Origin of the sequence: Cobetia sp. SIMBA_158, assembly GCF_046566945.1 — a bacterium.
GTDB lineage: Bacteria > Pseudomonadota > Gammaproteobacteria > Pseudomonadales > Halomonadaceae > Cobetia > Cobetia amphilecti.
Genome location: NZ_JAWJYL010000001.1, coordinates 753,574 through 777,349, shown reverse-complemented (window position 1 = coordinate 777,349; position 23,776 = coordinate 753,574). Strand labels below are relative to the sequence as shown.

Genomic DNA, 23,776 nt, shown 5'->3' with positions numbered 1-23,776 from the left:
TCAGCATGGGGTTTGGCAGGCTTTTTCCTTGCGAGCAGGTTCGATAAACAGCAGATCAATTCTTATCAAAAACTGATCAATGGATAGAAAAAACAAACTTATTAAATATATACAGACTCAGGATTGTCGGCAATGATGAAGACATCCCGACAACAACAGCTTGGATACTCAAGGAGATTCGCATGGCAGGATTCAACAAGGTGGTGACCAGCTACGCGGAGGCCATGGCAGGTCTCGAAGATGGCATGACGGTAATCGCCGGTGGCTTCGGCCTGTGTGGTATCCCGGAGAACCTGATTGCAGAGATCAAGCGCCTCGGTGCCAAGGACCTCACCGTTGTATCCAACAACTGCGGCGTCGATGGCTTCGGGCTCGGTATCCTGCTGGAAGACCGTCAGATCAAGACCATGATTGGCTCCTACGTCGGCGAGAATGCGCTGTTCGAGAAGCAGCTGCTCGACGGCGATCTGGAAGTGATCCTCACCCCCCAGGGCACGCTGGCCGAGAAGATGCGTGCTGCCGGCGCCGGTATCCCCGCCTTCTTCACCGCCACCGGTTACGGCACACCGATCGGCGAAGGCAAGGAAGTGCGCGAGTTCGATGGCCGCCCCTACATCCTGGAAGAGTCCATCAAGGGCGACTTCGCCATCGTCAAGGCCTGGAAGGCGGACCGCTACGGCAATGTCGTCTACCGCCATACCGCGCGCAACTTCAACCCGCTGGCCGCCACCGCCGGCAAGATCACCGTGGTCGAAGTCGAAGAGCTGGTCGAGCCGGGGGAACTGGACCCCGCCGACATCCACACGCCCGGCATCTATGTGGATCGCGTGATCAAGGGCAACTTCGAGAAGCGCATCGAGAAACGCACCGTCCGCTCGCGTTGAGCCCAGGGCTCCGCCGGCATGAATCGCCGCCATCAGGGCGACAGGCCCCACGGCGAACTTTCTCGACCGCCTTCACGACACGGCACAGTGCCTCATGGTTGATGGCACCCAAGACAAGGAAACAATCATGGCTTTGACACGCGAACAGATGGCCCAGCGAGTGGCTCAGGAAATCCAGGACGGCTCCTACGTCAATCTGGGAATCGGCATCCCGACACTGGTGGCCAACTATATCCCCGACGGTATCGAGGTGATGCTGCAGTCCGAAAATGGCCTGCTCGGCATGGGCCGCTACCCCTATGAAGACGAAGTCGACGCCGACATGATCAACGCCGGCAAGGAAACCGTGACCGCCATCGATGGCGCCGCCATCTTCGATTCGGCCGAATCCTTCGCCATGATCCGTGGCGGCCACGTCGACCTCACGGTGCTCGGCGCCTTCGAGGTGGATGTGAACGGCAACATCGCCAGCTGGATGATCCCCAACAAGCTGGTCAAGGGCATGGGCGGCGCCATGGACCTGGTCGCCGGTGCCGAGAACATCATCTGCACCATGACCCACGCCTCCAAGCACGGCGAATCCAAGCTGCTCAGCCAGTGCGAACTGCCGCTGACCGGTGCCGGCTGCATCCGTCGCGTGCTGACGGACCTCGCCTTCCTCGAGATCAAGGATGGTGCCTTCCACCTGCTGGAGCGCGCGCCAGGCGTGAGCGTCGAGGAAATCGAGCGTCTGACCGCAGGCAAGCTGGTCGTCCCCGAACACGTGCCGGAAATGCAGCTGGACGCCTGAGGCACTTTCTGCGCATGGACTACTGGCCACCCTCGCGCCGCTTTTGACCATCGAGCCACTTTTGACTCACGAAACAATTGCGCTCGAGGGTGGCGAATCGCGGCCCCGACATCCCACGGATTTTTGCCGACTCTTTTGAGGAAAATCTCTCATGATGTGATGGGCGCATCACATCCTCTCTCCGAGAGCCTTGATGGCTTCGACGCCATCCGCCGGCAGCGCTGCCATCGCTGCCGGCTTTTTTGTGTCCATCGCCCGCCATACGGGGCTTTGCGCCATTCAACCCCCTATACAAGCAAAGCCGCACTATGGTCTTTTTCCTACAGCTGTCATCGCTCACATCAAGATAACGGGATAAAAAACAAGCGGACTCCTTGCCCTCGGTGTGGCGAAATTCTCAGCACTATTGGCACGGCTTTGCGGGCGAATTCTGCGCACGATTATTAGGCAAAAGGATAAGTTTTTGATATTTCATTTGACCTTGCCGCCCGAGCAGCGCAGTATTGCTCTCGTTGGTTAGCAAGTCGAATATCGTCAGTCGTGATCGAAGCACTTCGGTACCTGGTGTATATCCTCCTTGTTTTACCCACGTTTATCGGGTAACTCCCGGCAATATCATCAGTAAGGAATTACGATCATGGCAACTGGCACAGTCAAGTGGTTCAACGACACCAAAGGTTTCGGCTTCATTTCTCCGGACGACAACGGTGACGACCTGTTCGCACACTTCTCCGAAATCCAGGCTGAAGGCTTCAAGTCTCTGCAAGACGGTCAGAAGGTCTCCTTCGACGTCACCCAGGGCAAGAAAGGCCTCCAGGCCGCTAACATCAAGCTGATCGACTAAGCTTTGATTTTAGCTGGAAGAGGCTAACCCCTCCTCCGACAGAAAAGCCCGCTTCGGCGGGCTTTTCTGCGTCTGGCGTTCGCGCACGCCGCGGGGTATCGCATCCTTCCGCATGCCCGAGTGCCAGACATGAAAAAAGGGACTGCCTGGGCAGTCCCTTTTTCGTTCCTCTTCCTTTTTCGCATCTCTTCAAGGCGCTGCTACCCGCGACGGAGCGTCACGCCTCGCAGCGAGCCTGACTGTGGCTCACCTGACCACGGCGCGCTTACCCCCGATAGTAGCGCTGCTCGACGAACGGCATCTTCGTCACCGTCATCGGCAGACGCTTGCCACGCACATCGGCAAACACTTCGGTCTCGAGTGCGCTGTGAGCGATGCTCACGTAGCCCATCGCCACCGGCTTGCCATAGGTCGGCCCGAAGCTGCCGGAGGTCACCACACCAATACGGTTGTCATGGGCATCATAGAGCTCAGCCCCTTCGCGGATAGGCGCACGCCCGTGCGCGACCAGCCCCACCCGCTTGCGGGTGTGATCCTTGTTGGCGATCTGGGTCAGGATGACATCGGCCCCTGGGAAGCCGCCTTCACGCTCGCCGCCCTGACGACGCACCTTGCCCAATGCCCAGATCAGGCTGCCTTCCACCGGTGAGGTGGTGGTATCGAGATCGTGACCGTACAGGCACAGCCCCGCCTCGAGACGCAGCGAGTCCCGCGCGCCAAGACCGATGAACTCCACCTCCTCCATCGCCAGCAACAGACGCGCGAAGCGCTCTGCATCGGCATCGGGCACGGAGATCTCGAAGCCATCCTCGCCGGTATAGCCACTGCGGCTGACCCAACACTCGATGCCCTCGATAGTGACGTGGGCATGATGCATGAAGGTCAGCTCGCAGGCCTCGGGCGACAGACGCTGCATCACCGCGTGAGCCATCGGCCCCTGCAGTGCGAGCAGCGCCCGATCATCCAGCACCTCAAGCTCGATATCCATCGGCAGGCCGACCCGCAGATGCGCGATGTCCTGATCCTTGCAGGCAGCGTTCACCACCACGTAGAGGTGATCACCGCCATTGACGATCATCAGGTCATCCAGGATACCTCCGGTGTCGGAGGTCAGCAGGCCATAGCGCTGCATGCCCACCGGCAGGTCGATGATATCCGTCGGCACCAAGGCCTCCAGCGCCGCCTGCACATTCTCGCCACGCAGGATCAACTGCCCCATGTGCGAGACATCGAACAGCCCTGCCTTGGCGCGCGTGTGTTCATGCTCCTTCTTGACGCCAAGCGGGTACTGCACGGGCATGGAATAGCCGGCGAACTCGACCATCCTGGCCCCCTGCTCGACATGCAGGTCATGAAGGGCGGTCTGCTTGAGACCCGTCACTGCGGCGGAATCGGACATCGTCATTCTCCAGGTTGGCTTGCGATGACTCTCAGAGATGGCACCCGAACGGCACACGCTCTCTGGAGGCTTGTTGTCATGGGCACTGCTTTCAGGAGCCCTGCCGACTTGAACAGGGCGCCCTGCGCCTGCACCGCCCAGGTCAGGTGACCCGGGCGATGCAGAAGGCAGTCAGTGGCACGGTAGGGCCAGGCGAGTCATCAGGTCGTTCAGCGATCTTCGCCAGCCAGCACTTCCTTGCCATCAAAATAATCACGCGTCAGCTTGAAGACCACTGGCGACAGCAGCGCCAGACCGATCAGGTTCGGGATCGCCATCAGCGCATTGAAGGTGTCCGCCATCAGCCATATCAGGTCGAGCTTGGCCATCGCGCCCAGCGGAATCGCGATCACGAACACGATGCGATACAGCATGATGGCACGCGTACCGAACAGGTACTGGAAGCACTTCTCACCATAGAAGGACCAGCCAAGGATGGTGGTGAAGGCGAAGACCGCCAGCGCGATGGCCACCAGGTGATTACCCACGCCCGGCAGCGCCTGATCGAAGGACATCGAGGTCAGGGCCGCGCCGGTTTCCCCGGAAGACCACAGGCCGGAAGTGATGATCGCCAGCGCCGTGATGGTGCAGATGATGATGGTATCGATGAAGGTCCCCAGCATCGCGACCAGACCCTGACGGACCGGGTTCTTGGTCTGCGCCGCCGCGTGGGCGATGGGCGCACTGCCCAGGCCCGCTTCATTGGAGAAGATACCGCGCGCCACACCGAAGCGAATGGCGGCCATCACCGCTGCCCCGGCAAAACCGCCGGTAGCCGCGACCGGATTGAAGGCATAGGTGAAGATGAGACCGAATGCATGGCCGATCTGGTCGGCGTTGATCACCAGGATGATGATGCCGGCCAGGAAGTAGGCGATGGCCATGAACGGCACCAGCTTGCCCGCCACACTGGAGATACGCTTGATACCACCGAGAATCACGGCGCCGGCCAGCACCATCATCACCACACCTGAGACCCAGTGCGGGATGGCGAAGGACGTTTCCAGCGCATCCGCGACCGAGTTGGACTGCACGGTGTTGCCGATGCCGAAGGCCGCGAAGCAACCGAAGAAGGCGAAGGCACCGCCCAGCCAGCCCCACTTGGCGCCCAGACCGTTGCGGATGTAGTACATCGGGCCACCGACATGGTTGCCGGTGTCATCGACTTCACGATAACGCACGGCACACACGGCCTCGGCGTACTTGGTCGCCATGCCGACCAGCGCGGTGATCCACATCCAGAAGATCGCCCCCGGGCCACCCAGCGCGATGGCGGTTGCCACGCCCGCGATGTTACCGGTACCGATGGTCGCCGACAGCGACGTCATCAGGGCGTTGAAAGGAGAAATCTCGCCGTCGCCATCCTTGCCCGGCGCACGACCATTCCACAACAGCTTGAAGCCGGTACCCAACTTGCGAAGCGGCATGCCCTTGAGGCCTGCCTGAAGATAGAAGCCGACCCCGAGCAGCAGGATCAGCATCAATGGGCCCCAGACGACGCCATTGATGGCACTAAAGACGGAACTGATCATTTCCACGCAGATTTCCTCCGCTGAATTGTTGTTATCACACGATGCGCAGTGACTCGTGGCGGTGCCATCCCCAGGCGGGTGATCGACCCGCGACGAGCCTCCCACGGCATTTTCACCGTTGGGACAGCTCACATTAGCGGAAGCTATCTCACTTCACTAGCCCAACAGTGCTTTACGCTGGCAGGTGAGGCAATCATTGCGTAAAAAGTACGATGAGACTGCGCCAACTCGCATGTTTCATCGCCTCATCGTGTCTTCTGGCAGCAGATCCTGCGCCGGGTGATCTCGAGACTGGCGAAAAAAGTCTCACAACAAACCGAGCCGAATGCCGAACCAAAAGCCGAGCCGCATGCCCGGCGCGGTAACCCTCAGGTAAAGACTCTCTCAGCGCCACCAGCGCTCTCATGCGCTCTCATAAAGTTCGCTCTGCTTGAACGCATCAGGCATTGACAGCCGGGTCTTCACGACACAACATGGAAACAAGTTTCCGATAAGAAACTGTCGGCACCATAACGCGAGTTTGAGCGCCTCGCAACAGTGACCCGGACATCCTCGCCCACTGGCGCGACCGATCTCCCGCGCTGCTGCAATGCACTCAACCTCTCACGAGGTGTCACGGCGCGCTGGAAAGGCGCTGGGCGGCCTGGCCAGCGATGCACAGCCATGGGCCAGGCAGGCCCGTGATGGCGGGCTTCATGAGTGAACCACGCAAGACACTGGACGCCCGAAGAGTGACAGACCACGATAGAGGTACGGCCGTCAGCAATACACGCCCAAAGTCGTAGCATCACGCGGCAGTCTGCCACTGCCACACGCCGGGACCTTGGGGCATAATGACGTACCGATTCCCTGAATCAGAAAATCTTTTCACATAGGAAAACACTCATGAGCAATATTCCCGCCACGCTGAAGTACACCGAGAGTCACGAGTGGGTTCAGGACAACGGTGATGGCACCGTGACCATCGGGATTACCGACCACGCCCAGGAAGCGCTGGGCGATGTCGTCTTCGTCGAACTGCCGGAAGTCGGCCGTGAGCTGGCGCTGGAAGAAGAGTTCGGGGTCATCGAGTCCGTCAAGGCGGCCTCTGATCTGTACGCGCCGCTGGCCGGTGAAGTCATCGCCGTCAACGAGAGCCTCGAAGACGCGCCGGAATCCGTCAACGAAAGCCCCTATGACGATGCCTGGATTCTGAAGATGAAGGTCGCTGACAGCGCCGAACTCGACAAGCTGCTCGACGCTGATGCCTATTCTCAGCTGGTCGAAAGCGAAGCCTGATCGCCGTCAACCTCCTGTCCATGCCGCAGACGCTCTGGGCAGGAGGTTTCAGCGCCTTTCCGCGCTCGCATATAGCCGCACTCGCATAAAATCGCACTCGCGCACAGCCACCTTCGTGACTGCGCCACCCCGTTTCGATGGCACGACACCGCCTGACGCGACTGCCCTTGCAGGTCGCGCGGCGAGTGAAGCAACTGCAGCATGCTCGGCAGTGATGTCGATGCCCCCATGATTCCCGACGCCCTGCCCGCCGCTTCCTCGCTGGCACGGTGATGTTCCTCCCGCGGACTGCCCTTTGCAGTCCCCGTTGCAGCACAGGATTTCTTGCATGGCTCACGAGACGCTTACCCTGGCCCAGCTGGCCGGACACGACGATTTCATCTCCCGCCACAATGGGCCGACCGATGCCAATGTGACGCGCATGTTGGCGACGCTGGGCGAAGAGAGCATCGCCACACTCATCGACCGCACGGTGCCCACCGCCATTCGTCTGGGCCGTGAGCTGGATCTCGAAGGGCCACGCACGGAATCCGAAGCACTGGACTACCTGAAGCGCCTCGCGCGTCAGAACAAGGTGTTCAAGACCTATATCGGCCAGGGTTACCACAACACCCACCTGCCGGCGGTCATCCAGCGCAACGTGCTGGAAAACCCGGGCTGGTACACCGCCTATACGCCGTATCAGCCGGAAATCGCCCAGGGTCGTCTCGAAGGGCTGCTCAACTTCCAGCAGGCGGTGATGGACCTGACCGGCATGGAGCTGGCCAACGCCAGCCTGCTGGACGAAGCCACCGCCGCTGCCGAGGCCATGGCGCTGTGTCAGCGCGGCAACAAGAAGAGCAAGAGCAAGCGCTTCTTCATCGCCGATGACGTGCTGCCGCAGACCCTGGACGTCATGCGCACCCGCGCCGACTACTTCGGCTTCGAGCTGATCATCGATGCCGCCGAGAACGTCGGCGAGCACGACATCTTCGGTGCCCTCTTCCAGTATCCGGGCAACACCGGCCAGGTGCGCGACCTCGCGCCGCTGCTGGACGCCGCGCGCGCCAATGGCGCGATGAGCGTGGTAGCCGCCGACCTGCTGAGCCTGGTGCTGCTCAAGTCGCCGGGCAGCCTCGGCGCCGACATCGTCGTCGGCACCTCCCAGCGCTTCGGTGTGCCGATGGGCTTCGGCGGCCCGCACGCCGCCTTCTTCGCCACCACCGACAAGCTCAAGCGCTCCATCCCGGGCCGCATCATCGGCGTCTCCAAGGACTCGCGCGGCAACCCGGCTCTGCGCATGGCGATGCAGACCCGCGAGCAGCACATCCGCCGCGAGAAGGCGACCTCCAACATCTGTACCGCCCAGGCGCTGCTGGCCAACATCGCCGGCTTCTACGCCGTCTATCACGGTGCCGAGGGCCTCAAGCGCATCGCCACCCGCGTGCACCGCCTGACCAGCATTCTCGCCGAGGGCATCAGCCGTTGCGGCATGGCGCTGGCCCACGACAGCTGGTTCGATGCCATCACCGTGACCGGCGTGGATGAGGGCAAGATCCACGGTCGCGAGCTGACCCACGAGATCAACCTGCGCCACCACGGCGATGGCCGCATCACCATCAACCTCGACGAGACCACCACCGCCGCTGATGTCGGCGTGCTGTTCGACGTGCTGCTCGGCGAGGAGCACGGCCTGTCCGTCGCCGCGCTGGATCAGGACCTGCTGGCCAAGGGCGCAAGCGCGATTCCGGCGACCTGCCAGCGTGACAGCGACTTCCTGACCCACCCGACCTTCAGCCGCTACCACTCGGAAACCGAGATGCTGCGCTACCTGAAGCGTCTGGAGAACAAGGACCTGTCGCTGACCCACGCGATGATTCCGCTGGGCAGCTGCACCATGAAGCTGAACGCCACCACCGAGATGATCCCGGTCACCTGGCCCGAATTCGCCAACGTCCACCCCTTCGCACCGCCGGATCAGGTAGTCGGCTACAAGCAGATGATCGATGAGCTGTCGGCCTTCCTGGTCGAGATCACCGGCTACGACGCCATCTCCATGCAGCCGAACTCCGGCGCGCAGGGGGAATACGCGGGGCTGGTCGCGATCCGTCGCTATCAGGCCTCCATCGGCGAGGGCGCGCGCGACATCTGCCTGATCCCCAGCTCCGCCCACGGCACCAATCCGGCCTCGGCCGCGATGGCCGCCATGAAGGTGGTGGTGGTCGAGTGCGACGCCAACGGCAACATCGACATCGCCGACCTGCGTGCCAAGGCCGAGCAGCACAGCGACAAGCTGTCCGCGATCATGATCACCTACCCGTCCACCCACGGCGTGTTCGAGGAAACCGTGCGCGAGGCCTGTCAGGTCGTTCACGATCACGGCGGCCAGGTCTACATCGACGGTGCCAACATGAACGCCCAGGTCGGCATCTGCCGCCCGGGTGACTTCGGCGGCGATGTCTCGCACCTCAACCTGCACAAGACCTTCTGCATTCCCCACGGCGGCGGCGGCCCGGGCATGGGCCCGATCGGCATCAAGGCCCACCTGGCGCCGTTCGTCTCCAACCACGTGGTCACCCCGCTGGAAGGCGTGAAGCCGGAATGCACCGCCGTCTCGGCCGCCGCCTTCGGTTCCGCGGCGATCCTGCCGATCTCCTGGGCCTACATCAAGATGATGGGCGCGCAGGGGCTGCGTGAAGCCACCGAGCTTGCGATCCTCAACGCCAACTACATCGCCACGCGTCTCGATGGGCACTATCCGGTGCTCTATCGCGGCAAGAACGGCACCGTGGCGCATGAGTGCATCATCGATATCCGCCCGCTGAAGGCCGCTTCCGGCATCAGCGAGGAAGACATCGCCAAGCGCCTGATCGACTACGGCTTCCACGCGCCGACCATGTCGTTCCCGGTGGCGGGCACCCTGATGGTCGAGCCCACCGAGTCCGAGTCGCTCTACGAGATCGACCGTTTCTGTGAGGCGATGATCGCGATTCGCGCCGAGATCACCCGTGTCGAGCAAGGCGAGTGGACACTGGAAGACAACCCGCTGGTGCACGCGCCGCACACCCAGGCCGACCTGATGGACGCCGAGTGGACGCGCAGCTACTCCCGCGAGATCGGCGCCTTCCCCAGCGAGCACGTCAAGGCCGCCAAGCAGTGGCCGGCGGTCAACCGGGTTGACAACGTGCACGGCGATCGTCAGTTGATCTGCTCCTGCCCGAGCATCGATCTCTATCGTGATTGAGAGCCGTGACTGAACGCGGTAATTAAAAGCCGTAACGGTAAGCCAGCAATGAGAAAGTGATGAAACGCTGTCGCTGATCGCTGTGGCACAAAAACGCCCCTGCCGGGAAACCGGCAGGGGCGTTGTCGTTGCTGCTGTCTTTCAGGAAACTGCTCGAAGGCGCAGTGTCGCGCCAGTCGCGTTTACTCCTTCCAGCTCTTGAGCAGCTCGTCATAGGCGATGGTCTCGCCCTTGGGCTTCTCGTTGTCCAGCTTGGCCTTCGGCGCACCCGGCTGGGCGAACCAGTACTCCGCATCACGCTCCTCGTTGAGCTTCGGCCCACAGTTGTCCATCACCTTGGCGCGCTCGAGACGCTCGAGAATGCGGTCCTGCGCCTTGGCCAGGCCATCGAGGGCTTCCTGCGGCGTGGCTTCGCCGCTGGCGGCCTGGGAGATGTACTGCCACCACAGCTGGGCGAGCTTCGGGTAATCCGGCACGTTGGTGCCGGTCGGCGACCACTGCACCCGCGCCGGGCTGCGATAGAACTCGACCAGGCCACCCAGCTTCGGCGCAGCATCGGTCATCGCCTGGGACTGGATATCCGACTCGCGGATCGGCGTCAGCCCTTCCAGGGTCTTCTTGAGCGAGACGGTCTTGGCGGTGACGAACTGCGCGTACAGCCAGGCCGCGTGACGGTTCTTCTCCGGGGTGGAATCGAAGAAGGTCCAGGCGCCCACGTCCTGATAACCAAGCTTCATGCCCTCTTCCCAGTACGGGCCATGCGGCGACGGCGCCATGCGCCACTTCGGGGTGCCATCGTCGTTGACCACCGGCAGGCCATCCCGCGTCATGTCGGCGGTGAAGGCGGTGTACCAGAAGATCTGCTGGGCGATGTTGCCCTGGGACGGCACCGGACCGGACTCGGAGAAGGTCATGCCCTGGGCTTCCGGCGGTGCGTACTTGCCCAGCCAGTCGACATACTTGGTGGTGGCATAGACGGCCGCCGGGCCGTTGGCCGCGCCGCCACGCGTCACCGAGGAGCCCACCGGCTGACATTCCTCGACACGAATGCCCCACTCATCCACCGGCAGGCCATTGGGCAGGCCCTTGTCACCGGCACCCGCCATGGAGAACCAGGCATCGGTGAAGCGCCAGCCGAGTGACGGGTCCTTCTTGCCGTAATCCATGTGGCCATAGACCCGCTCACCGTCGATTTCCTTGACGTCATTGGTGAAGAAGTCGGCGATGTCCTCATAGGCCGACCAGTTGACCGGCACCCCCAGCTCGTAGCCGTACTTGTCCTTGAACTGCTTCTTCAAATCTTCGCGCTCGAACCAGTCGGCACGGAACCAGTAGAGGTTGGCGAACTGCTGGTCCGGCAGCTGATAGAGCTTGTCATCCGGGCCGGTGGTGAAATCCAGCCCGATGAAGTCGTCCAGATCCAGCGTCGGCGAGGTGAAGGCCTTGCCGTCGCCTTCCATCATGTCGCTGATCGGCACGACCTTGCCATAGCGGAAATGCGTGCCGATCAGGTCGGAGTCGTTGACGTAGCCATCGTAGATATTGCGCCCGGACTGCATCTGGGTCTGCAGTTTCTCGATGACGTCGCCTTCCTGAATCAAGTCGTGGGTCAGCTTGATGCCGGTGATCTCGCTGAAGGCCTTGGCCAGCACCTTGGACTCGTATTCATGGGTGGTCAGGGTTTCCGAGGCCACCTTGATTTCCATGCCGCGCAGCGGTTCAGCGGCCTTGATGAACCATTCGAGCTCGGACATCTGTTCGTCCTTGCTCAGCGTGGAGGGTGAGAACTCCTGATCGATCCACTTCCTTGCCGCATCCTGATACTGATCGGCCATAGCCTGACTGGAAAGGCCGGCGAGCCCCGCCGCCGTGGCGAAGGCGATGGCGTAACGCAGGCGTGCGGGTCGAATGATGTGCTGACTCATGGGATGTCCCTTCATTGGCGTTATTGTTGTGTCGCGTCTTCCAACAACCACTTCCGTCAATCACGTGTCGCGCGGCGCGATTCGCCGCCTTGCTTGCTATCGGTGCTGCTCGTCCTCCTGCCGTTGCGATCGGCTGTCGTTGGCTGCTGCTCTGTTGTCCTTGCTGCCCTGATTGCTCTGCTGCGCTGATGCACTGACGCTCAGCGGCTTGCTGTCACTCTCGCGTCTCCTGCAGCAGCTCGCGTTGGGCGCGGTAGAGCGAGGCGGGCTTCACGGCCTCGCCCGGCGACTCGACGCGGGCCTGCAAGGCATCCATCGGCGGCAAGGGGTCATACTCGGTCACGCCCTTGGCATTCATCACCCGGGCATAGTCATGGCGATTGGCGATGCCCAGCGCATGTCCGGTCGCCCCGACGACCGTCGGCATGATCACCTTGCCGAAGTGAGAATCGGCGCGCATGAAAGGCCAGGCAGCATGCGGCTTGCCGGTATTGACCGGATTCCACAGCACCAGCCCGCGCAGATGATTGGGCTGATGGCCGACACTCGCGCCCCAGCGGTCACGCACATGACCGCCACGCTTGCGATCGAACACGTTGTCGCACGATTGCTGACCATGCAGCTCGATACCACTGTCACCGGCGTGCTCCAGTTCAAGGTAGACGTTATGGGTCGCGTAGCGGGCCACCCCGGGCGCATGCCAGGCATGACTTTGGTCGACTACCTGGCGGGCCAGTACCTGATTGCTGTCACTGATCGTCATCGCGATATGCCCGGGCTTGCCGGTCATCGTCACGTCTTCGAGTGTCAGCTGTGAGCTGTGGCGCACCTTCACCCCCTGATTGAAACTGTCGAGCCGTACGTCACGTACCCAGCCATCCGTGATGCCATCCAGGTCCAGAAGGCCGAAGCCGCTGTCATCCTCGGCACTGCGGTGATGCTTGAAGTGCCCCCGCCAGTTGCCCTTGAGCGTGATGCCCTGCACCCCGACTTCCCGCGCCGGGTGCAGGCGTGCGATGCGCCACTGCTCACCGGGAAAGCGTTCATGCACCACCGGCAACGAGAGCGTGAGACGCTTGCCGTCACGTGCCACCACGCGATAGCGCGCCCGCTTGATCACTCCGTCACGCTCGATCAACCAGCGTGACTCGCCGGTGCTGGCGTCCTTTTCCATCTGATAGGGCGCCAGGGCGCGAGCCACTGCCTCAGGTCGCTTGTCGATACTCTCCAGCAACACCTCGTCGCCTGGCGCGAGCGCTGCGCCATCTGTCTCATCCGACTGACCCGCCTCATCCGCCAGCGTGATCGTGTCCTGCGTATCCGCCGACTGCCGGTGGCTCGTCGGCGTGATGGCTTGCCATTCTTCCTGCTTGCCACCCTCGGCCAGATTGCCCAGATGCAGCAGCCAGGGAGTGCTCCAGTACCAGCTGGCGTGCAACGGCAGCATCGGCCGGGTCTGCTTGAGGTGCGTGACATCACTGCCCGCGCCCATCAAGGTCCAATGACTGCCTGCCAGACTCAAACCCTGCATCTTGAGCAATGCCTCACGCAGCGCCTGCTGGCGTTCTGCATCCGCCACCGCGGCTTTCAGTGCCACCAGGCGGGAGTGAAACCAGTCGCGCTCGGCCACCCCATACACCACGTAATCCCCCGCCGGGAAATACAGCACGCCGCGCCGCGCCGGGCGGTCAGCGTCATCATTGCCCTGACGTTGCCAGTCACGCATGGCGGCATGCGCCTCGAGAATGGCGCGGCGATCACTCAGGGTGTCACTGCCATCCGCGCCGTAGGCCGTGACATCGAACCGGCGCAGCGCGCCCTTTTCGCTCTCACCTGCCGTGCCCGCTCCAGTCGCTTCACCCTCGTCACGCGACTCGAGCTCAAGCGCCGGAAGTGCCTCGCCCTGGCGGTAGCCGGCGCGGGAAACGTCAGGCAGTGGCAGTGGCTTGCGCGCCTCGGGTGGGCGGGTCTGATTGGCCTGCCACACGCGCTGATACTGCCGCCACAATGTTGATTGCCCCGCCTCGCCATCCCCGACCTGCTGATCAGGCGTCGCGGCGTCCGGATTGTCGAGCGGTGTACCAGCCCACCAACCGAGGGCGACAACGCAGGCAATGCTCAGCCCTGTCACGCCCGCCCAGAGGCGACGGCGGTTCTTGCGGCCCGGCGAGGGACAGTCGCCTTGTGAAGCGCCATGTGACGCACCCTTGGAAGCACTACCTGTAGACGAGCCATGCGGTGAGCGAGATGACGACATGCAACGAGATTCCAGAGCGGCGAATGACACTGGCGGATGCCAGCCAGAACCGCTTGGGACTCCCCTCAGGCTGTCCGGTTCCGTGTTGCCACCGGGCGACGCTGCCTGTCGTCAGCGCTCTGTCCTCTCCACATCTCCCCCCCGCATTTCATCCCCACTTCATCAACACCAGCATCCAGACAACACACACGATGCTGATCATCCACAAAACCTGATCGGTAAAGCCCAACCACAGCAGATGCAGCCAGCCGCTGGAGAGCAGGCCGATGAACAGTCTGTCGCCCCGCGTGGTCGCGATGGGCAGAAATCCCTGACGACTCAGCGTCGGGGTCACGAACTGCCAGGCGGTCATGCCCAGCAGCAGGGTGCCGATACCGGCAAAGAAGAGTGACGTGGGCAGTGTCCAGGCCATCCATTCCATCATCATGTCCTCTTGTGGGCCGTCAGCAGAGACTTGCTGACGGCAATGACAGCGGCGCTCGGCCTGGTGCCGATCACACCCGGCCCAGGGCGAAGCCCTTGGCGACATGGTTGCGCACGAAGTAGATCACCAGAATGCCGGGAATCAGCGTCAGGGCACCGGCGGCGGCCAGCACGCCCCAGTCGATGCCCGAGGCCGAGACCGTTCGCGTCATCACCGCCGCTATCGGTTTCGCCTCCGTCGAGGTCAGGGTTCGCGCCAGCAACAGCTCCACCCACGAGAACATGAAGCAGAAGAAGGCGGTCACCCCGATTCCCGGGCGAATCATCGGAATGAACAGCGTCAGGAAGAAGCGCGGGAAGCTGTAGCCATCGATATAGGCCGTCTCATCGATCTCCTTGGGCACGCCGGACATGAAGCCTTCCAGAATCCAGACCGCCAGCGGCACGTTGAACAGACAGTGCGCGAGTGCCACCGCCAGTGGAGTATCAAACAGCCCCACCGAGGAATAGAGCTGGAAGAACGGCAGCAGGAAGACCGCCGGCGGCGCCATGCGATTAGTCAGCAGCCAGAAGAACAGATGCTTGTCGCCCAGGAAGCGATAGCGCGAGAAGGCATAGGCCGCCGGCAGCGCCACCGCCAGCGAGATGAGCATGTTGAGCACCACGTAGCTCATCGAGTTGAGGTAGCCCATGTACCAGCTGGGATCGGTGAAGATCACCCGATAGTTGTCGAAGGTGAAGTTCTCGGGCCACAGGGTCAAGCCGCCGAGAATCTCCTGATTCGACTTGAAGGACATGATCAGCAGCCAGTAGATCGGCACCAGCAGGAACAGCAGATAGATCGTCATTACCAGACGCTTGCGTGTGGTCATCACTCGTCTCCTCAGGCGTCGTCACTGTCCTGATGGGTCATGGCGGTATAGAACAGCCACGAGACCAGCAGGATGATGAGGAAGTAGATCAGCGAGAAGGCAGCGGCACGTCCGAGATCGAACTGGCCGATCGCCATCTGGGTCAAGGTCTGGGACAGGAAGGTGGTGGTGGTACCCGGCCCGCCACCGGTGAGCACGAAGGGCTCGGTGTAGATCATGAAGCTGTCCATGAAGCGCAGCATGATGCCGATCAACAGCACGCTCTTGAGCTTGGGCAGCTGGATGTAGCGGAACACGGCCCAGGGCGAGGCACGGTCGATGCGCGCGGCCTGGTAATAGACATCGGGAATGGCACGCAGCCCCGAATAGCACAGCAGCGCCACCAGCGACGTCCAGTGCCAGACATCCATCACCAGCACCGTCACCCAGGCGTCTGCCGGATTGGAGGCGTAGTTGTAGTCGATGCCCAGCTGGCCCAGCGCCCAGCCGTAGAGACCAATGTCCTCACGACCGATGATCTGCCAGATGGTGCCGACCACGTTCCAGGGAATCAGCAGCGGCAAGGCCAGCAGAATCATGCACAGCGAGACCATGAAGCCCTTGCGCGGCATCGAGAGCGCCACGGCGATCCCCAGCGGAATCTCGATGGCCAGCACCGCGAAGGAATAGACGAACTGACGGATCAGCGAGTCGTGCAGGCGCTCGTCACGCAGGATCTCGCGATACCACTCGGTGCCGACGAAGAAGCGCGTGGAGGGATCGAAGATGTCCTGCACCGAGTAGTTGACCACCGTCATCATCGGGATGATGGCCGAGAACGCCACCACGATGACCACCGGCAGCACCAGCCACCAGGCGCGATTGTTGTGTGTGCGTTGCATCAGGCGTTTCCTCCCGGCCGCTGGTCATCTTCCCCTCTGACAGAGCCGCCACTCTCCCCTCTGGCAAGGCTTTCCGCCTCGCCGCTGTCGTGTGCGCCGGCCTGCGACAGATCCAGCAGATGCTCATCGAGATAGAAGCGCTGCCAGCGGGCCGGCAAGCGCAGACGCACGCGGCCTGTCGGCAGCGGCGCATCTTCCTCGATGCGCGCCTTGAACAGGCAGCCGCCGCCGATGTCGAGATCTACCACCTTGTAGGTGCCAAGATCCTGCACCAGCGTGACCTGACCACTCAGCCAATGCTCGCGGGTGTCGGGAACCGCCGCCGCTGGTGAACCGTCGCTGGCCTCGAGCTCGACGAATTCGGGGCGAATGCCCAGCTTCAACTCGCCCTTGCGCTCCGCCAGTGTCGCCAGCAGCGGCCGTGGGAGATGCAGCAAGGGTGCATCCTCCCCCGTGCCGAGCCGCACGCCCTGCGATTCCAGCGTGATGCTGGCCAGGTTCATGCCCGGCGAGCCGATGAAGTAGCCCACGAAGGTGTGCGCGGGGTCCTCGAACAGCTCGCGCGGGGTGCCGAACTGCACGATGCGGCCCTCGTACATCACCGCGATCTTGTCGGCGAAGGTCGAGGCCTCCAGCTGATCATGGGTGACGTAGACCATGGTGATGTTGAACTGCTCGTGGATCTGCTTGAGCTTGCGGCGCAGCTTCCACTTGAGGTGGGGGTCGATGACCGTCAGCGGTTCATCGAACAGGATGGCGGCCACGTCATCGCGCACCAGGCCACGGCCCATCGAGACCTTCTGCTTCTCGTCGGCCGTCAGGTTGCTGGCACGCCGCGTCAGCAGGTCTTCCAGCTCCAGCACCTGGGCGATCTCACGCACCCGGGACTGCACCTTGTGCTCCGGCTGGCGCTGATTGCGCAGCGGGAAGGCCAGGTTGTCGAAGACCGTCATGGTGTCGTAGACCACCGGGAACTGGAAAACCTGAGCAATGTTGCGCTCTTCCGGCGGCAGCCGATTGACCACGCGATCATCGAAGCGCACCTCACCCTCGGAGGGAGCCAGCAACCCGGAGATGATGTTGAGCAGCGTGCTCTTGCCACACCCCGACGGGCCGAGCAGTGCATAGGCGCCGCCCTGCTGCCAGACATGATTCATGCGCCGGATGGCGTAATCACTGTCCGCGGTGGGCGCCGTCAGGTAGCTGTGCGCCAGATCTTTGAGGTGTATTTCCGCCATCAGGCCAGCCCTCCGCCAGTCGTGGTGGGTCGCTCGGGCGAGCGGATCAGTGCCCCATCGCCATGCTGTTCCGCCCCGCCACCGCCATCGGCGGCATAGACGAACAGCTTGTGGGCGGGGGCATAGACGCGGATGGCATCATCCACGGCGAAGTCGTGGATGCCGGCCAGATGCAGGACCAGCGAGTGATCGGCATTGCTGACATGCAGGAAGGTCTCGGAGCCGGAGATCTCGGCGATATCCACCGTGACGGCGAACTCCAGATCATCATCGGCCAGCGGTGCCAGCCCCAGATGGCTGGGGCGGATACCGAAGCGGTAGGCCCCGCTCTCGATCCCCGCCAGTGGCGTGGGCAGCACGAAACGACTGCCCTGCTCGCCGGCACTGGCCGCGCCGGAGAACGCCAGCTCACGTCCGCGCACCTCGGCCTCGAACAGATTGATCTGCGGCTCGGAATAGAGCTTCGCCGCCTCGACACTCAGCGGATGATGGTAGACGGCCTCGGTAGGCCCGGACTGCAGCACCCGCCCTTCATGCATCAGCGTTGTGGTGCCGCCGAGTGCCAGCGCCTCGCCGGGCTCGGTAGTGGCGTAGACGGCAATGGTGTTGCGGGTCGCGAACAGGCTGCGCATCTCGTGGCGCAGTTCTTCGCGCAGCTTGTAGTCGAGATTGACCAGCGGCTCATCGAACAGCACCAGGTCGGCGTCCTTGACCAGCGCCCGCGCCATGGCCGTGCGCTGCTGCTGGCCACCAGACAGCTCCGCCGGCTGACGCGCAAGGAACTGCTCGATATGCAGCATCTCGGCGATCTCGTGCACGCGGCGGCGGATTTCCTCGGGCGCCATGCGCGCCAGCTTCAAAGGCGAGGCGATGTTGTCGTAGACGCTCAGGCTCGGGTAGTTGATGAACTGCTGATAGACCATCGAGATGTTGCGCTCGCGCACCGGACGACCGGTCACGTCCTCGCCGTTCATCACGATGCGCCCGTCACTGGGCACATCGAGACCCGCCATCAGGCGCATCAGCGACGTCTTGCCGGACAGGGTGCGTCCCAGCAGCACATTGAAGGAGCCGGGCTCGAAGGTCAGGTCCACCCTGTCGATATGGGTCTCGCGGCCAACCCGGCGGGTGACCGCCTCAAGGCTCAAGGACATGGCGCTGTCTCGTCTGGTGAAAGTCATCGGGGCAAGGACACGGCCAACCACTGCCGAGTGTTCACACCCACCTGGTGACTATCCTCAAGCGAACCCTGTGCCAGCCGCGCGCAACCCCCTGCCCACAGACACCCTCCTTCAGCCCTCGGAGGGCGCCGGATTCCGCTCTTCTGTCGATCATTCAGTTACTTGCCGGATGCGACCAAGGCAGGGGCAGACCATGGTCTAGCCCGTCATCCGCCGCGTCTGCCGCTACTCTGATGAACAGTGTCTGAACACTGGAGTCCTCGGAACTGAACACTCACCACGCACAAGTGAACATTGCCGTGAACACTCCCCCAGACCGAAAACAGCATCGATAACAGCACCCATAACAACAGAGGCCTGAAAGGCCCGCCGCACAAGGGACGTCGCATGCCACTACCCCACGCCGCCAAGCACTCAGCGCGCCACGCTGCCCACCATTCGGCCAAGCATTCAGCTCGCCATGCTGAGGATCAGGCGCTCGATCGAGGCTCCGCCTGCACAACGCCTGCGGCGGCGCTTCCCCCTGCTCCCTCCTCTTCTCTTCCCTCTTCTTTCCCCTCGGCGCTGCCGCCCTCAACCCTCCGGTGTCCGCCGGAGGAGCTCGTCTGGCGTCAGCGTCAGGCCGCCAGCCTGATGGCGACGGTGGCGTCAGCGGTGGCCGGCCATACCCTCAACCTGCTCGAACACTGGCAGGCGTGTCTGGTACTGACCGACCGCGACGGCGTGGTGCTGGCAAGCTACGGCCATCAACAGCTGCTGGGCAATGACGCCGCCCTGTTGCACCCTGGCGCGCGCTGGCGTGAGGAGTCGCTGGGTCACAACGCCATCGCCGAGACCCTGAATGCGCCGCGCGCCAATCGCCTGGCACGCATCGCCCTCGAGGCGCATGACGCCGAATGCCTCAAGGGGCTGGCCAGCGCCAGTGCCGCACTGCTGGCGCCCGCCAGCTGGAGTGCCAGTCGCGGCCTGGCGCCCGGCGCCTGCGAGGGGTGCCTGGGACTGATCTGCGATCCCTACCGTGTGCGCCAGTACAGCCTCGGCATGCTCGGGGTACTGGCGGATGATATCGAGCAACGCCGTCTGGGCGAGGCGCATGGGCACGACCATCACCTGTTGCGCCTGCATCTCAACCGCTCGCAGCTGGACTCGCCCAGCGCGGCCCTGCTGGCCATCACGCCGCAAGGTCAGGTCGCGGCTGCCAGTCGCCGGGGACTGCAGCTGCTGGCGGCTCACCTTGAACTCACGCCCGCTTCCGAAAACGCAGCCAATGCATCGAACAGCACAGCCCATGCAGCGGACAGCGACAGCTGCGCCACCCGCGATGACATCCACCTGCTGCTGGGCCAGCCGCTGGCACGCTGGCAGCTGGACTGGGCGCCGCTGGCCCAGCTCGCCGAGGCGCAGTGTGTGACGCTCACACAGCACCCGCGCTTCACGGGCTACGCCCTGTGTGCAGCCCCGCCCAGGCCACGGGTCGTGCCCCGCGCGCCAGCCAAGCACCCAGAAAGCCAGCCACCGGCCGAAACCGCCGCTCGAGAGACTGCGTGCCACCCGAGTCTTGCGCGCCTGCATCATGGCGATGCCGGCTGGGCCAGGGTCTGCGAACTGCTGACGCGGCTGGTGAACGCCCGCCTGCCACTGCTGCTGCAGGGCGAGACCGGCGTCGGCAAGGAGGAAGTGGTCAAGGCGCTGCATCAGGCCAGTCATCGCGCCCATCAGCCGCTGGTCGCCATCAACTGCGCCGCCTTGCCTGATGAGCTGGTCGAGGCCGAGCTGTTCGGCTATCGGCGCGGTGCCTTTACCGGTGCCGACCCCGCCGGACGCGAAGGCCGCCTGCTCGAGGCCAATGGCGGGCGCCTGTTTCTGGATGAGATCGGCGACATGCCACTGCATGTGCAGGCGCGTCTACTGCGCGTGCTGCAGGAGCGTGAAGTCACCCCGCTGGGCGGCGGCAAGCCGCAGCGGGTCGATTTCGAACTGGTGGCCGCCACCCATCAGCCCCTCAGCGAGCTGGTCAAGGCCGGGCGCTTCCGGGCAGATCTCTACTATCGCCTGTGTGGCGCCAGCATCGCCCTACCGCCGCTGAGGGAGCGTCACGACATCGCCGGCCTGAGTCGTGCCCTGCTGACACGGCTGTGCCGGGAGCAGCAACGTGAGCTACCGCGCCTCACGCCCGCCTTCCTCGATCGCCTCACCCAGCATGACTGGCCCGGCAACGTGCGCGAGCTGGACAACGTGCTGCGCCTGGCACTGGCACTGTGCGATGGGCCGACCCTGGAGCCGTGCCATGTGATGCTGGCGGGCGACTGTCTCGCCTCACAGGGCGACTGTCCCGCATCAGAGGGCCAGATCGCCCGCCAGCCCTCGCAAACCAGCGGCCAGCCCTCGCTGCATGATCTCTCCAGCGCCGAGGAGCTGCAGAGTGCGCTGGACTCGCTGGGCGGCAACGTCTCGCGTCTCGCGCGGGAGCTGGGCATCAGTCGCACCACGCTCTACAAGCGACTCGGCGCGGCCTGACGCAGCAGGCTTTTCCTCAAGCCCTGTCTCCAAGCCCTGGCCCTGAAACGCCCGCGCCCCCGCAGAGTCTGTCTGCGGGGGCGCGGGCGTTTCTTGCGACTCCTGTTTCTCACAGCCATCAAGCGCTCAGCGCTCAAGAGCAGAGGGCTGAGGGTCGAGGACAGTGCTCAGCTCGGCGTCAGGCCGCGCAGACGTTCATTGCGGCGGCGAATCAGCTCCAGTGTCGTCAGCAGCAGGATCGAGACCAGAACCAGCAGCGTGGCCACCGCCAGAATCGTCGGGCTGATCTCCTCGCGGATACCGGACCACATCTGGATCGGGATGGTGGTCTGCGCCGGCCCGGCGATGAACAGCACCACCACCACCTCATCAAACGAGGTGATGAAGGCGAACAGCGCACCGGACACCACTCCCGGCGTCACCAGCGGCAGGATGATGCGGAAGAAGGTGCGGCTCGGACTGGCCCCCAGCGAGTGTGCCGCACGTGTCAGCGAGTGATCGAAGCCGGACAGCGTCGCCGTCACCGTGATCACCACGAAGGGAATGCCCAGCGCCGTGTGCGCCAGAATCACGCCCAGATAGGTCTGGGTCAGCCCCAGTTTCGAGAAGAAGAAGAACATCGCCGCGGCGCTGATGATCAGTGGCACGATCATCGGCGAGATCAGGATCGCCATGATGGTATTGCGAAACGGCATGAAGCGGCTGGAAAGCCCCAGTGCGGCAAGCGTGCCCAGTACCGTGGCCAGCACCGTCGCGCACACCGCCACGATGATGCTGTTCTTGATCGAGCGCATCCACTCATCCGAGGTGAAGAACTCCTGATACCAGCGCAGCGAGTAGCCCTCCGGGTCCAGCGACAGCATCTTCTCCGAGAAGGTGAAGTAGGGTTCGGCATTGAACGAGAGCGGAATGATCACCAGGATCGGCCCGATCAGGAACAGGAAGATCAGCGCGCAGAGCACGCAGAACACCCAATGCCAGATCCGCTCACCACGAGTTGCATAGGAAGGTATGGCCATCTGTCACCCCAGTTTGACCTTGTCCACACCGATCAGACGGTTGTAGACGAGATAGAAGAGGATCACCACGACCAGCAGTATCGAGCCAATGGCCGCTGCCAGCCCCCAGTTGAGCGAGGTCTGCATGTGATAGGCGATGAAGTTGGTGATGAAGCGGCCCGACTGCCCGCCCACCAGTGCCGGCGTGATGTAGTAGCCGATGGAGAGGATGAAGACCAGAATCGAGCCCGCCCCGATGCCCGGCAGGGTCTGCGGGAAGTAGACGCGCCGGAAGGCGGTGATCGGCCCGGCGCCCAGCGAGCGCGCCGCGTGCATGTAGCTGGGCGGGATGGTCTTCATCACCGAGTACAGCGGCAGGATCATGAACGGCAGCAGGATGTGGGTCATCGCGATGATGGTGCCGGTCTTGTTGTAGATCATCTGGATACGCGCCTCCTCGGCGAGTATCCCGACGCCCACCAGCATGTCATTGAGCACCCCCTGCTGCTGCAGGATCGCGATCCATGTGGTAGTTCGCACCAGCAGCGAGGTCCAGAACGGCAGCAGCACCAGAATCATCAGCAGATTGCCGCGACTGGCCGGCAGGGTCGCCAGCAGCCAGGCCACCGGATAGGCCAGCAACAGACACAGCCCGGTGATCGCCGCGCTCATCCAGAAGGTGCGAATGAACAGCGAGACGTGGATCTGCAGATACTCCGGTTTCTCGACGATCTCGCCTGTCGGTGAGAACTGGCGATCCACCGCCGCCAGATAGTAGGAAGCGGTGAGAGGCGATGATTCGCGTTTGATCAGACGCCAGATATCCGGGTCCTCCCAATCCTCATCGGCCTTGATCAGCGCGGCCTTGTAAGGAGCCTCCATGCGACCGGCACGGCGGGCGCTCTTCATGAACAGCGACCGCATGCCGGACTTTTCGTAGTTGAGACGCGAGGCGACGCGCCCGAGATTGCGCGCCTTGAGTCCCGCGGCCAGGTCCTGCGCCAGGGCGGCGTAGGCGGCCTCTTCCGGCAACCCTTCGCCGTCCCAGTCGACCAGCACCTCGCTGGTGCGTGGCAGATAGGTGGAGACTTCCGGGTTGTCGACACTGCGTGACAGCATGTCGAAGATGGGCATGACGAATGCCAGCCCGATGAAGACCAGCAGTGGCGCCACCAGCAGCAACGCCTTGATGCGGCTGCGACGGATGGCGCGATTGAGGCTCTGTTTCAGCGGTACGCCATCGGCGGTGGTCAGCGCCGCGCCGGGGGCACCATTGGGGTCATGTGCTGCGCTTCCGGACGTGGCCGGGGCGGAGGAATCGCTCATCCTGCACTCCTTGATCGGCTATCCGAGGATGCCTGAGTCGCCAGCCGGCTTCCGCGTGACAGTGACGGAAGCCAACCTGGCGGAATCGAGCATGGCCGACGGGCCATCAGGCATGATCAAAAAGGCCCCGGCGCGCGGGTGTGCGCCACCGGGGCCAGCGGGTCAGTGC

At 63.1% G+C, this 23,776-nt stretch carries 17 protein-coding genes; 6 read left to right on the top strand and 11 right to left on the bottom strand.

Going from position 1 to position 23,776, the window contains the following annotated elements:
• The first annotated feature begins 182 nt into the window (after positions 1-182).
• The 3 genes from R2R70_RS03535 (at position 183) to R2R70_RS03525 (ending at position 2,518) form a co-directional block, all read left to right on the top strand.
• Entirely contained in the window at positions 183-884 is a 702-nt protein-coding gene (locus R2R70_RS03535; RefSeq protein ID WP_410977270.1) for a CoA transferase subunit A, read from the top strand.
• 127 nt (positions 885-1,011) lie between these two features.
• Positions 1,012-1,674, top strand: a complete 663-nt coding sequence (locus R2R70_RS03530) for a 3-oxoacid CoA-transferase subunit B (RefSeq protein WP_043334487.1) — start codon at positions 1,012-1,014, stop codon at positions 1,672-1,674.
• Positions 1,675-2,311: 637 nt separating this feature from the next.
• The gene (locus tag R2R70_RS03525) at positions 2,312-2,518 is read left to right on the top strand and encodes a cold-shock protein (RefSeq protein ID WP_043334489.1); all 207 of its coding nucleotides are present in this window, start codon (positions 2,312-2,314) and stop codon (positions 2,516-2,518) included.
• 265 nt (positions 2,519-2,783) lie between these two features.
• On the opposite strand, the gene gcvT is transcribed toward R2R70_RS03525, so the two are convergent.
• Positions 2,784-3,917 (bottom strand): glycine cleavage system aminomethyltransferase GcvT, encoded by a 1,134-nt coding sequence (gene gcvT / locus R2R70_RS03520; RefSeq protein ID WP_131431678.1) that lies wholly within the window; start codon positions 3,915-3,917, stop codon positions 2,784-2,786.
• 209 nt (positions 3,918-4,126) lie between these two features.
• Complete coding sequence (locus tag R2R70_RS03515; RefSeq protein WP_225996440.1) at positions 4,127-5,488, bottom strand: alanine/glycine:cation symporter family protein; 1,362 nt, start codon at positions 5,486-5,488, stop codon at positions 4,127-4,129.
• 885 nt (positions 5,489-6,373) lie between these two features.
• Between R2R70_RS03515 and gcvH the strand changes: the two genes are divergently transcribed.
• Both gcvH and gcvP read left to right on the top strand, forming a co-directional pair.
• Positions 6,374-6,766 (top strand): glycine cleavage system protein GcvH, encoded by a 393-nt coding sequence (gene gcvH, locus R2R70_RS03510; RefSeq protein ID WP_043334495.1) that lies wholly within the window; start codon positions 6,374-6,376, stop codon positions 6,764-6,766.
• 328 nt (positions 6,767-7,094) lie between these two features.
• On the top strand, positions 7,095-9,989 hold the full coding sequence (gene gcvP / locus R2R70_RS03505; RefSeq protein WP_410977269.1) for an aminomethyl-transferring glycine dehydrogenase: 2,895 nt from the start codon (positions 7,095-7,097) through the stop codon (positions 9,987-9,989).
• Positions 9,990-10,171: 182 nt separating this feature from the next.
• On the opposite strand, the gene R2R70_RS03500 is transcribed toward gcvP, so the two are convergent.
• The 7 genes from R2R70_RS03500 to R2R70_RS03470 form a co-directional block, all read right to left on the bottom strand.
• A complete protein-coding gene (locus R2R70_RS03500) occupies positions 10,172-11,824 on the bottom strand; it encodes an ABC transporter substrate-binding protein (RefSeq protein WP_225348116.1) in 1,653 nt (550 codons plus the stop codon).
• 304 nt (positions 11,825-12,128) lie between these two features.
• A complete protein-coding gene (locus R2R70_RS03495; RefSeq protein WP_410977268.1) occupies positions 12,129-14,171 on the bottom strand; it encodes a DUF4955 domain-containing protein in 2,043 nt (680 codons plus the stop codon).
• 148 nt (positions 14,172-14,319) lie between these two features.
• Positions 14,320-14,592, bottom strand: coding sequence for a DUF2160 domain-containing protein (locus R2R70_RS03490; protein WP_043334560.1), 273 nt, complete (start codon positions 14,590-14,592; stop codon positions 14,320-14,322).
• A gap of 73 nt (positions 14,593-14,665) precedes the next feature.
• On the bottom strand, positions 14,666-15,466 hold the full coding sequence (locus R2R70_RS03485) for a carbohydrate ABC transporter permease (protein WP_043334505.1): 801 nt from the start codon (positions 15,464-15,466) through the stop codon (positions 14,666-14,668).
• Positions 15,467-15,477: 11 nt separating this feature from the next.
• Positions 15,478-16,347 carry a carbohydrate ABC transporter permease gene (locus R2R70_RS03480; RefSeq protein WP_043334509.1) on the bottom strand — a complete coding sequence of 290 codons (870 nt, stop codon included), beginning with the start codon at positions 16,345-16,347 and terminating at the stop codon, positions 15,478-15,480.
• On the bottom strand, positions 16,347-17,585 hold the full coding sequence (locus R2R70_RS03475; RefSeq protein WP_410977267.1) for an ABC transporter ATP-binding protein: 1,239 nt from the start codon (positions 17,583-17,585) through the stop codon (positions 16,347-16,349). The genes R2R70_RS03480 and R2R70_RS03475 overlap by 1 nt, the downstream gene beginning before the upstream one ends.
• Positions 17,585-18,739 (bottom strand): ABC transporter ATP-binding protein, encoded by a 1,155-nt coding sequence (locus R2R70_RS03470; protein WP_054556759.1) that lies wholly within the window; start codon positions 18,737-18,739, stop codon positions 17,585-17,587. The genes R2R70_RS03475 and R2R70_RS03470 overlap by 1 nt, the downstream gene beginning before the upstream one ends.
• 414 nt (positions 18,740-19,153) lie before the next feature.
• Between R2R70_RS03470 and R2R70_RS03465 the strand changes: the two genes are divergently transcribed.
• Positions 19,154-21,283, top strand: coding sequence for a sigma-54-dependent Fis family transcriptional regulator (locus R2R70_RS03465; protein WP_410977266.1), 2,130 nt, complete (start codon positions 19,154-19,156; stop codon positions 21,281-21,283).
• Positions 21,284-21,450: 167 nt separating this feature from the next.
• Here R2R70_RS03465 and R2R70_RS03460 read toward each other — a convergent pair whose 3' ends face one another.
• Both R2R70_RS03460 and R2R70_RS03455 read right to left on the bottom strand, forming a co-directional pair.
• Positions 21,451-22,302: an ABC transporter permease gene (locus R2R70_RS03460; RefSeq protein ID WP_043334517.1), complete on the bottom strand. Its 852-nt coding sequence runs from the start codon at positions 22,300-22,302 to the stop codon at positions 21,451-21,453.
• 3 nt (positions 22,303-22,305) lie between these two features.
• Complete coding sequence (locus R2R70_RS03455; protein WP_054556762.1) at positions 22,306-23,607, bottom strand: ABC transporter permease; 1,302 nt, start codon at positions 23,605-23,607, stop codon at positions 22,306-22,308.
• Positions 23,608-23,776 lie beyond the last annotated feature (169 nt).

Excerpts from the sequence above, each read along its gene's own strand:
- R2R70_RS03535 (WP_410977270.1), top strand. The coding sequence starts at position 183 with ATGGCAGGATTCAACAAGGTGGTGACCAGCTACGCGGAGGCCATGGCA.
- R2R70_RS03530 (WP_043334487.1), top strand. The coding sequence starts at position 1,012 with ATGGCTTTGACACGCGAACAGATGGCCCAGCGAGTGGCTCAGGAAATC.
- R2R70_RS03525 (WP_043334489.1), top strand. The coding sequence starts at position 2,312 with ATGGCAACTGGCACAGTCAAGTGGTTCAACGACACCAAAGGTTTCGGC.
- gcvT (WP_131431678.1), bottom strand. The coding sequence starts at position 3,917 with ATGTCCGATTCCGCCGCAGTGACGGGTCTCAAGCAGACCGCCCTTCAT.
- R2R70_RS03515 (WP_225996440.1), bottom strand. The coding sequence starts at position 5,488 with ATGATCAGTTCCGTCTTTAGTGCCATCAATGGCGTCGTCTGGGGCCCA.
- gcvH (WP_043334495.1), top strand. The coding sequence starts at position 6,374 with ATGAGCAATATTCCCGCCACGCTGAAGTACACCGAGAGTCACGAGTGG.
- gcvP (WP_410977269.1), top strand. The coding sequence starts at position 7,095 with ATGGCTCACGAGACGCTTACCCTGGCCCAGCTGGCCGGACACGACGAT.
- R2R70_RS03500 (WP_225348116.1), bottom strand. The coding sequence starts at position 11,824 with ATGGCCGATCAGTATCAGGATGCGGCAAGGAAGTGGATCGATCAGGAG.
- R2R70_RS03495 (WP_410977268.1), bottom strand. The coding sequence starts at position 14,171 with ATGTCGTCATCTCGCTCACCGCATGGCTCGTCTACAGGTAGTGCTTCC.
- R2R70_RS03490 (WP_043334560.1), bottom strand. The coding sequence starts at position 14,592 with ATGGAATGGATGGCCTGGACACTGCCCACGTCACTCTTCTTTGCCGGT.
- R2R70_RS03485 (WP_043334505.1), bottom strand. The coding sequence starts at position 15,466 with ATGACCACACGCAAGCGTCTGGTAATGACGATCTATCTGCTGTTCCTG.
- R2R70_RS03480 (WP_043334509.1), bottom strand. The coding sequence starts at position 16,347 with ATGCAACGCACACACAACAATCGCGCCTGGTGGCTGGTGCTGCCGGTG.
- R2R70_RS03475 (WP_410977267.1), bottom strand. The coding sequence starts at position 17,585 with ATGGCGGAAATACACCTCAAAGATCTGGCGCACAGCTACCTGACGGCG.
- R2R70_RS03470 (WP_054556759.1), bottom strand. The coding sequence starts at position 18,739 with ATGTCCTTGAGCCTTGAGGCGGTCACCCGCCGGGTTGGCCGCGAGACC.
- R2R70_RS03465 (WP_410977266.1), top strand. The coding sequence starts at position 19,154 with ATGCCACTACCCCACGCCGCCAAGCACTCAGCGCGCCACGCTGCCCAC.
- R2R70_RS03460 (WP_043334517.1), bottom strand. The coding sequence starts at position 22,302 with ATGGCCATACCTTCCTATGCAACTCGTGGTGAGCGGATCTGGCATTGG.
- R2R70_RS03455 (WP_054556762.1), bottom strand. The coding sequence starts at position 23,607 with ATGAGCGATTCCTCCGCCCCGGCCACGTCCGGAAGCGCAGCACATGAC.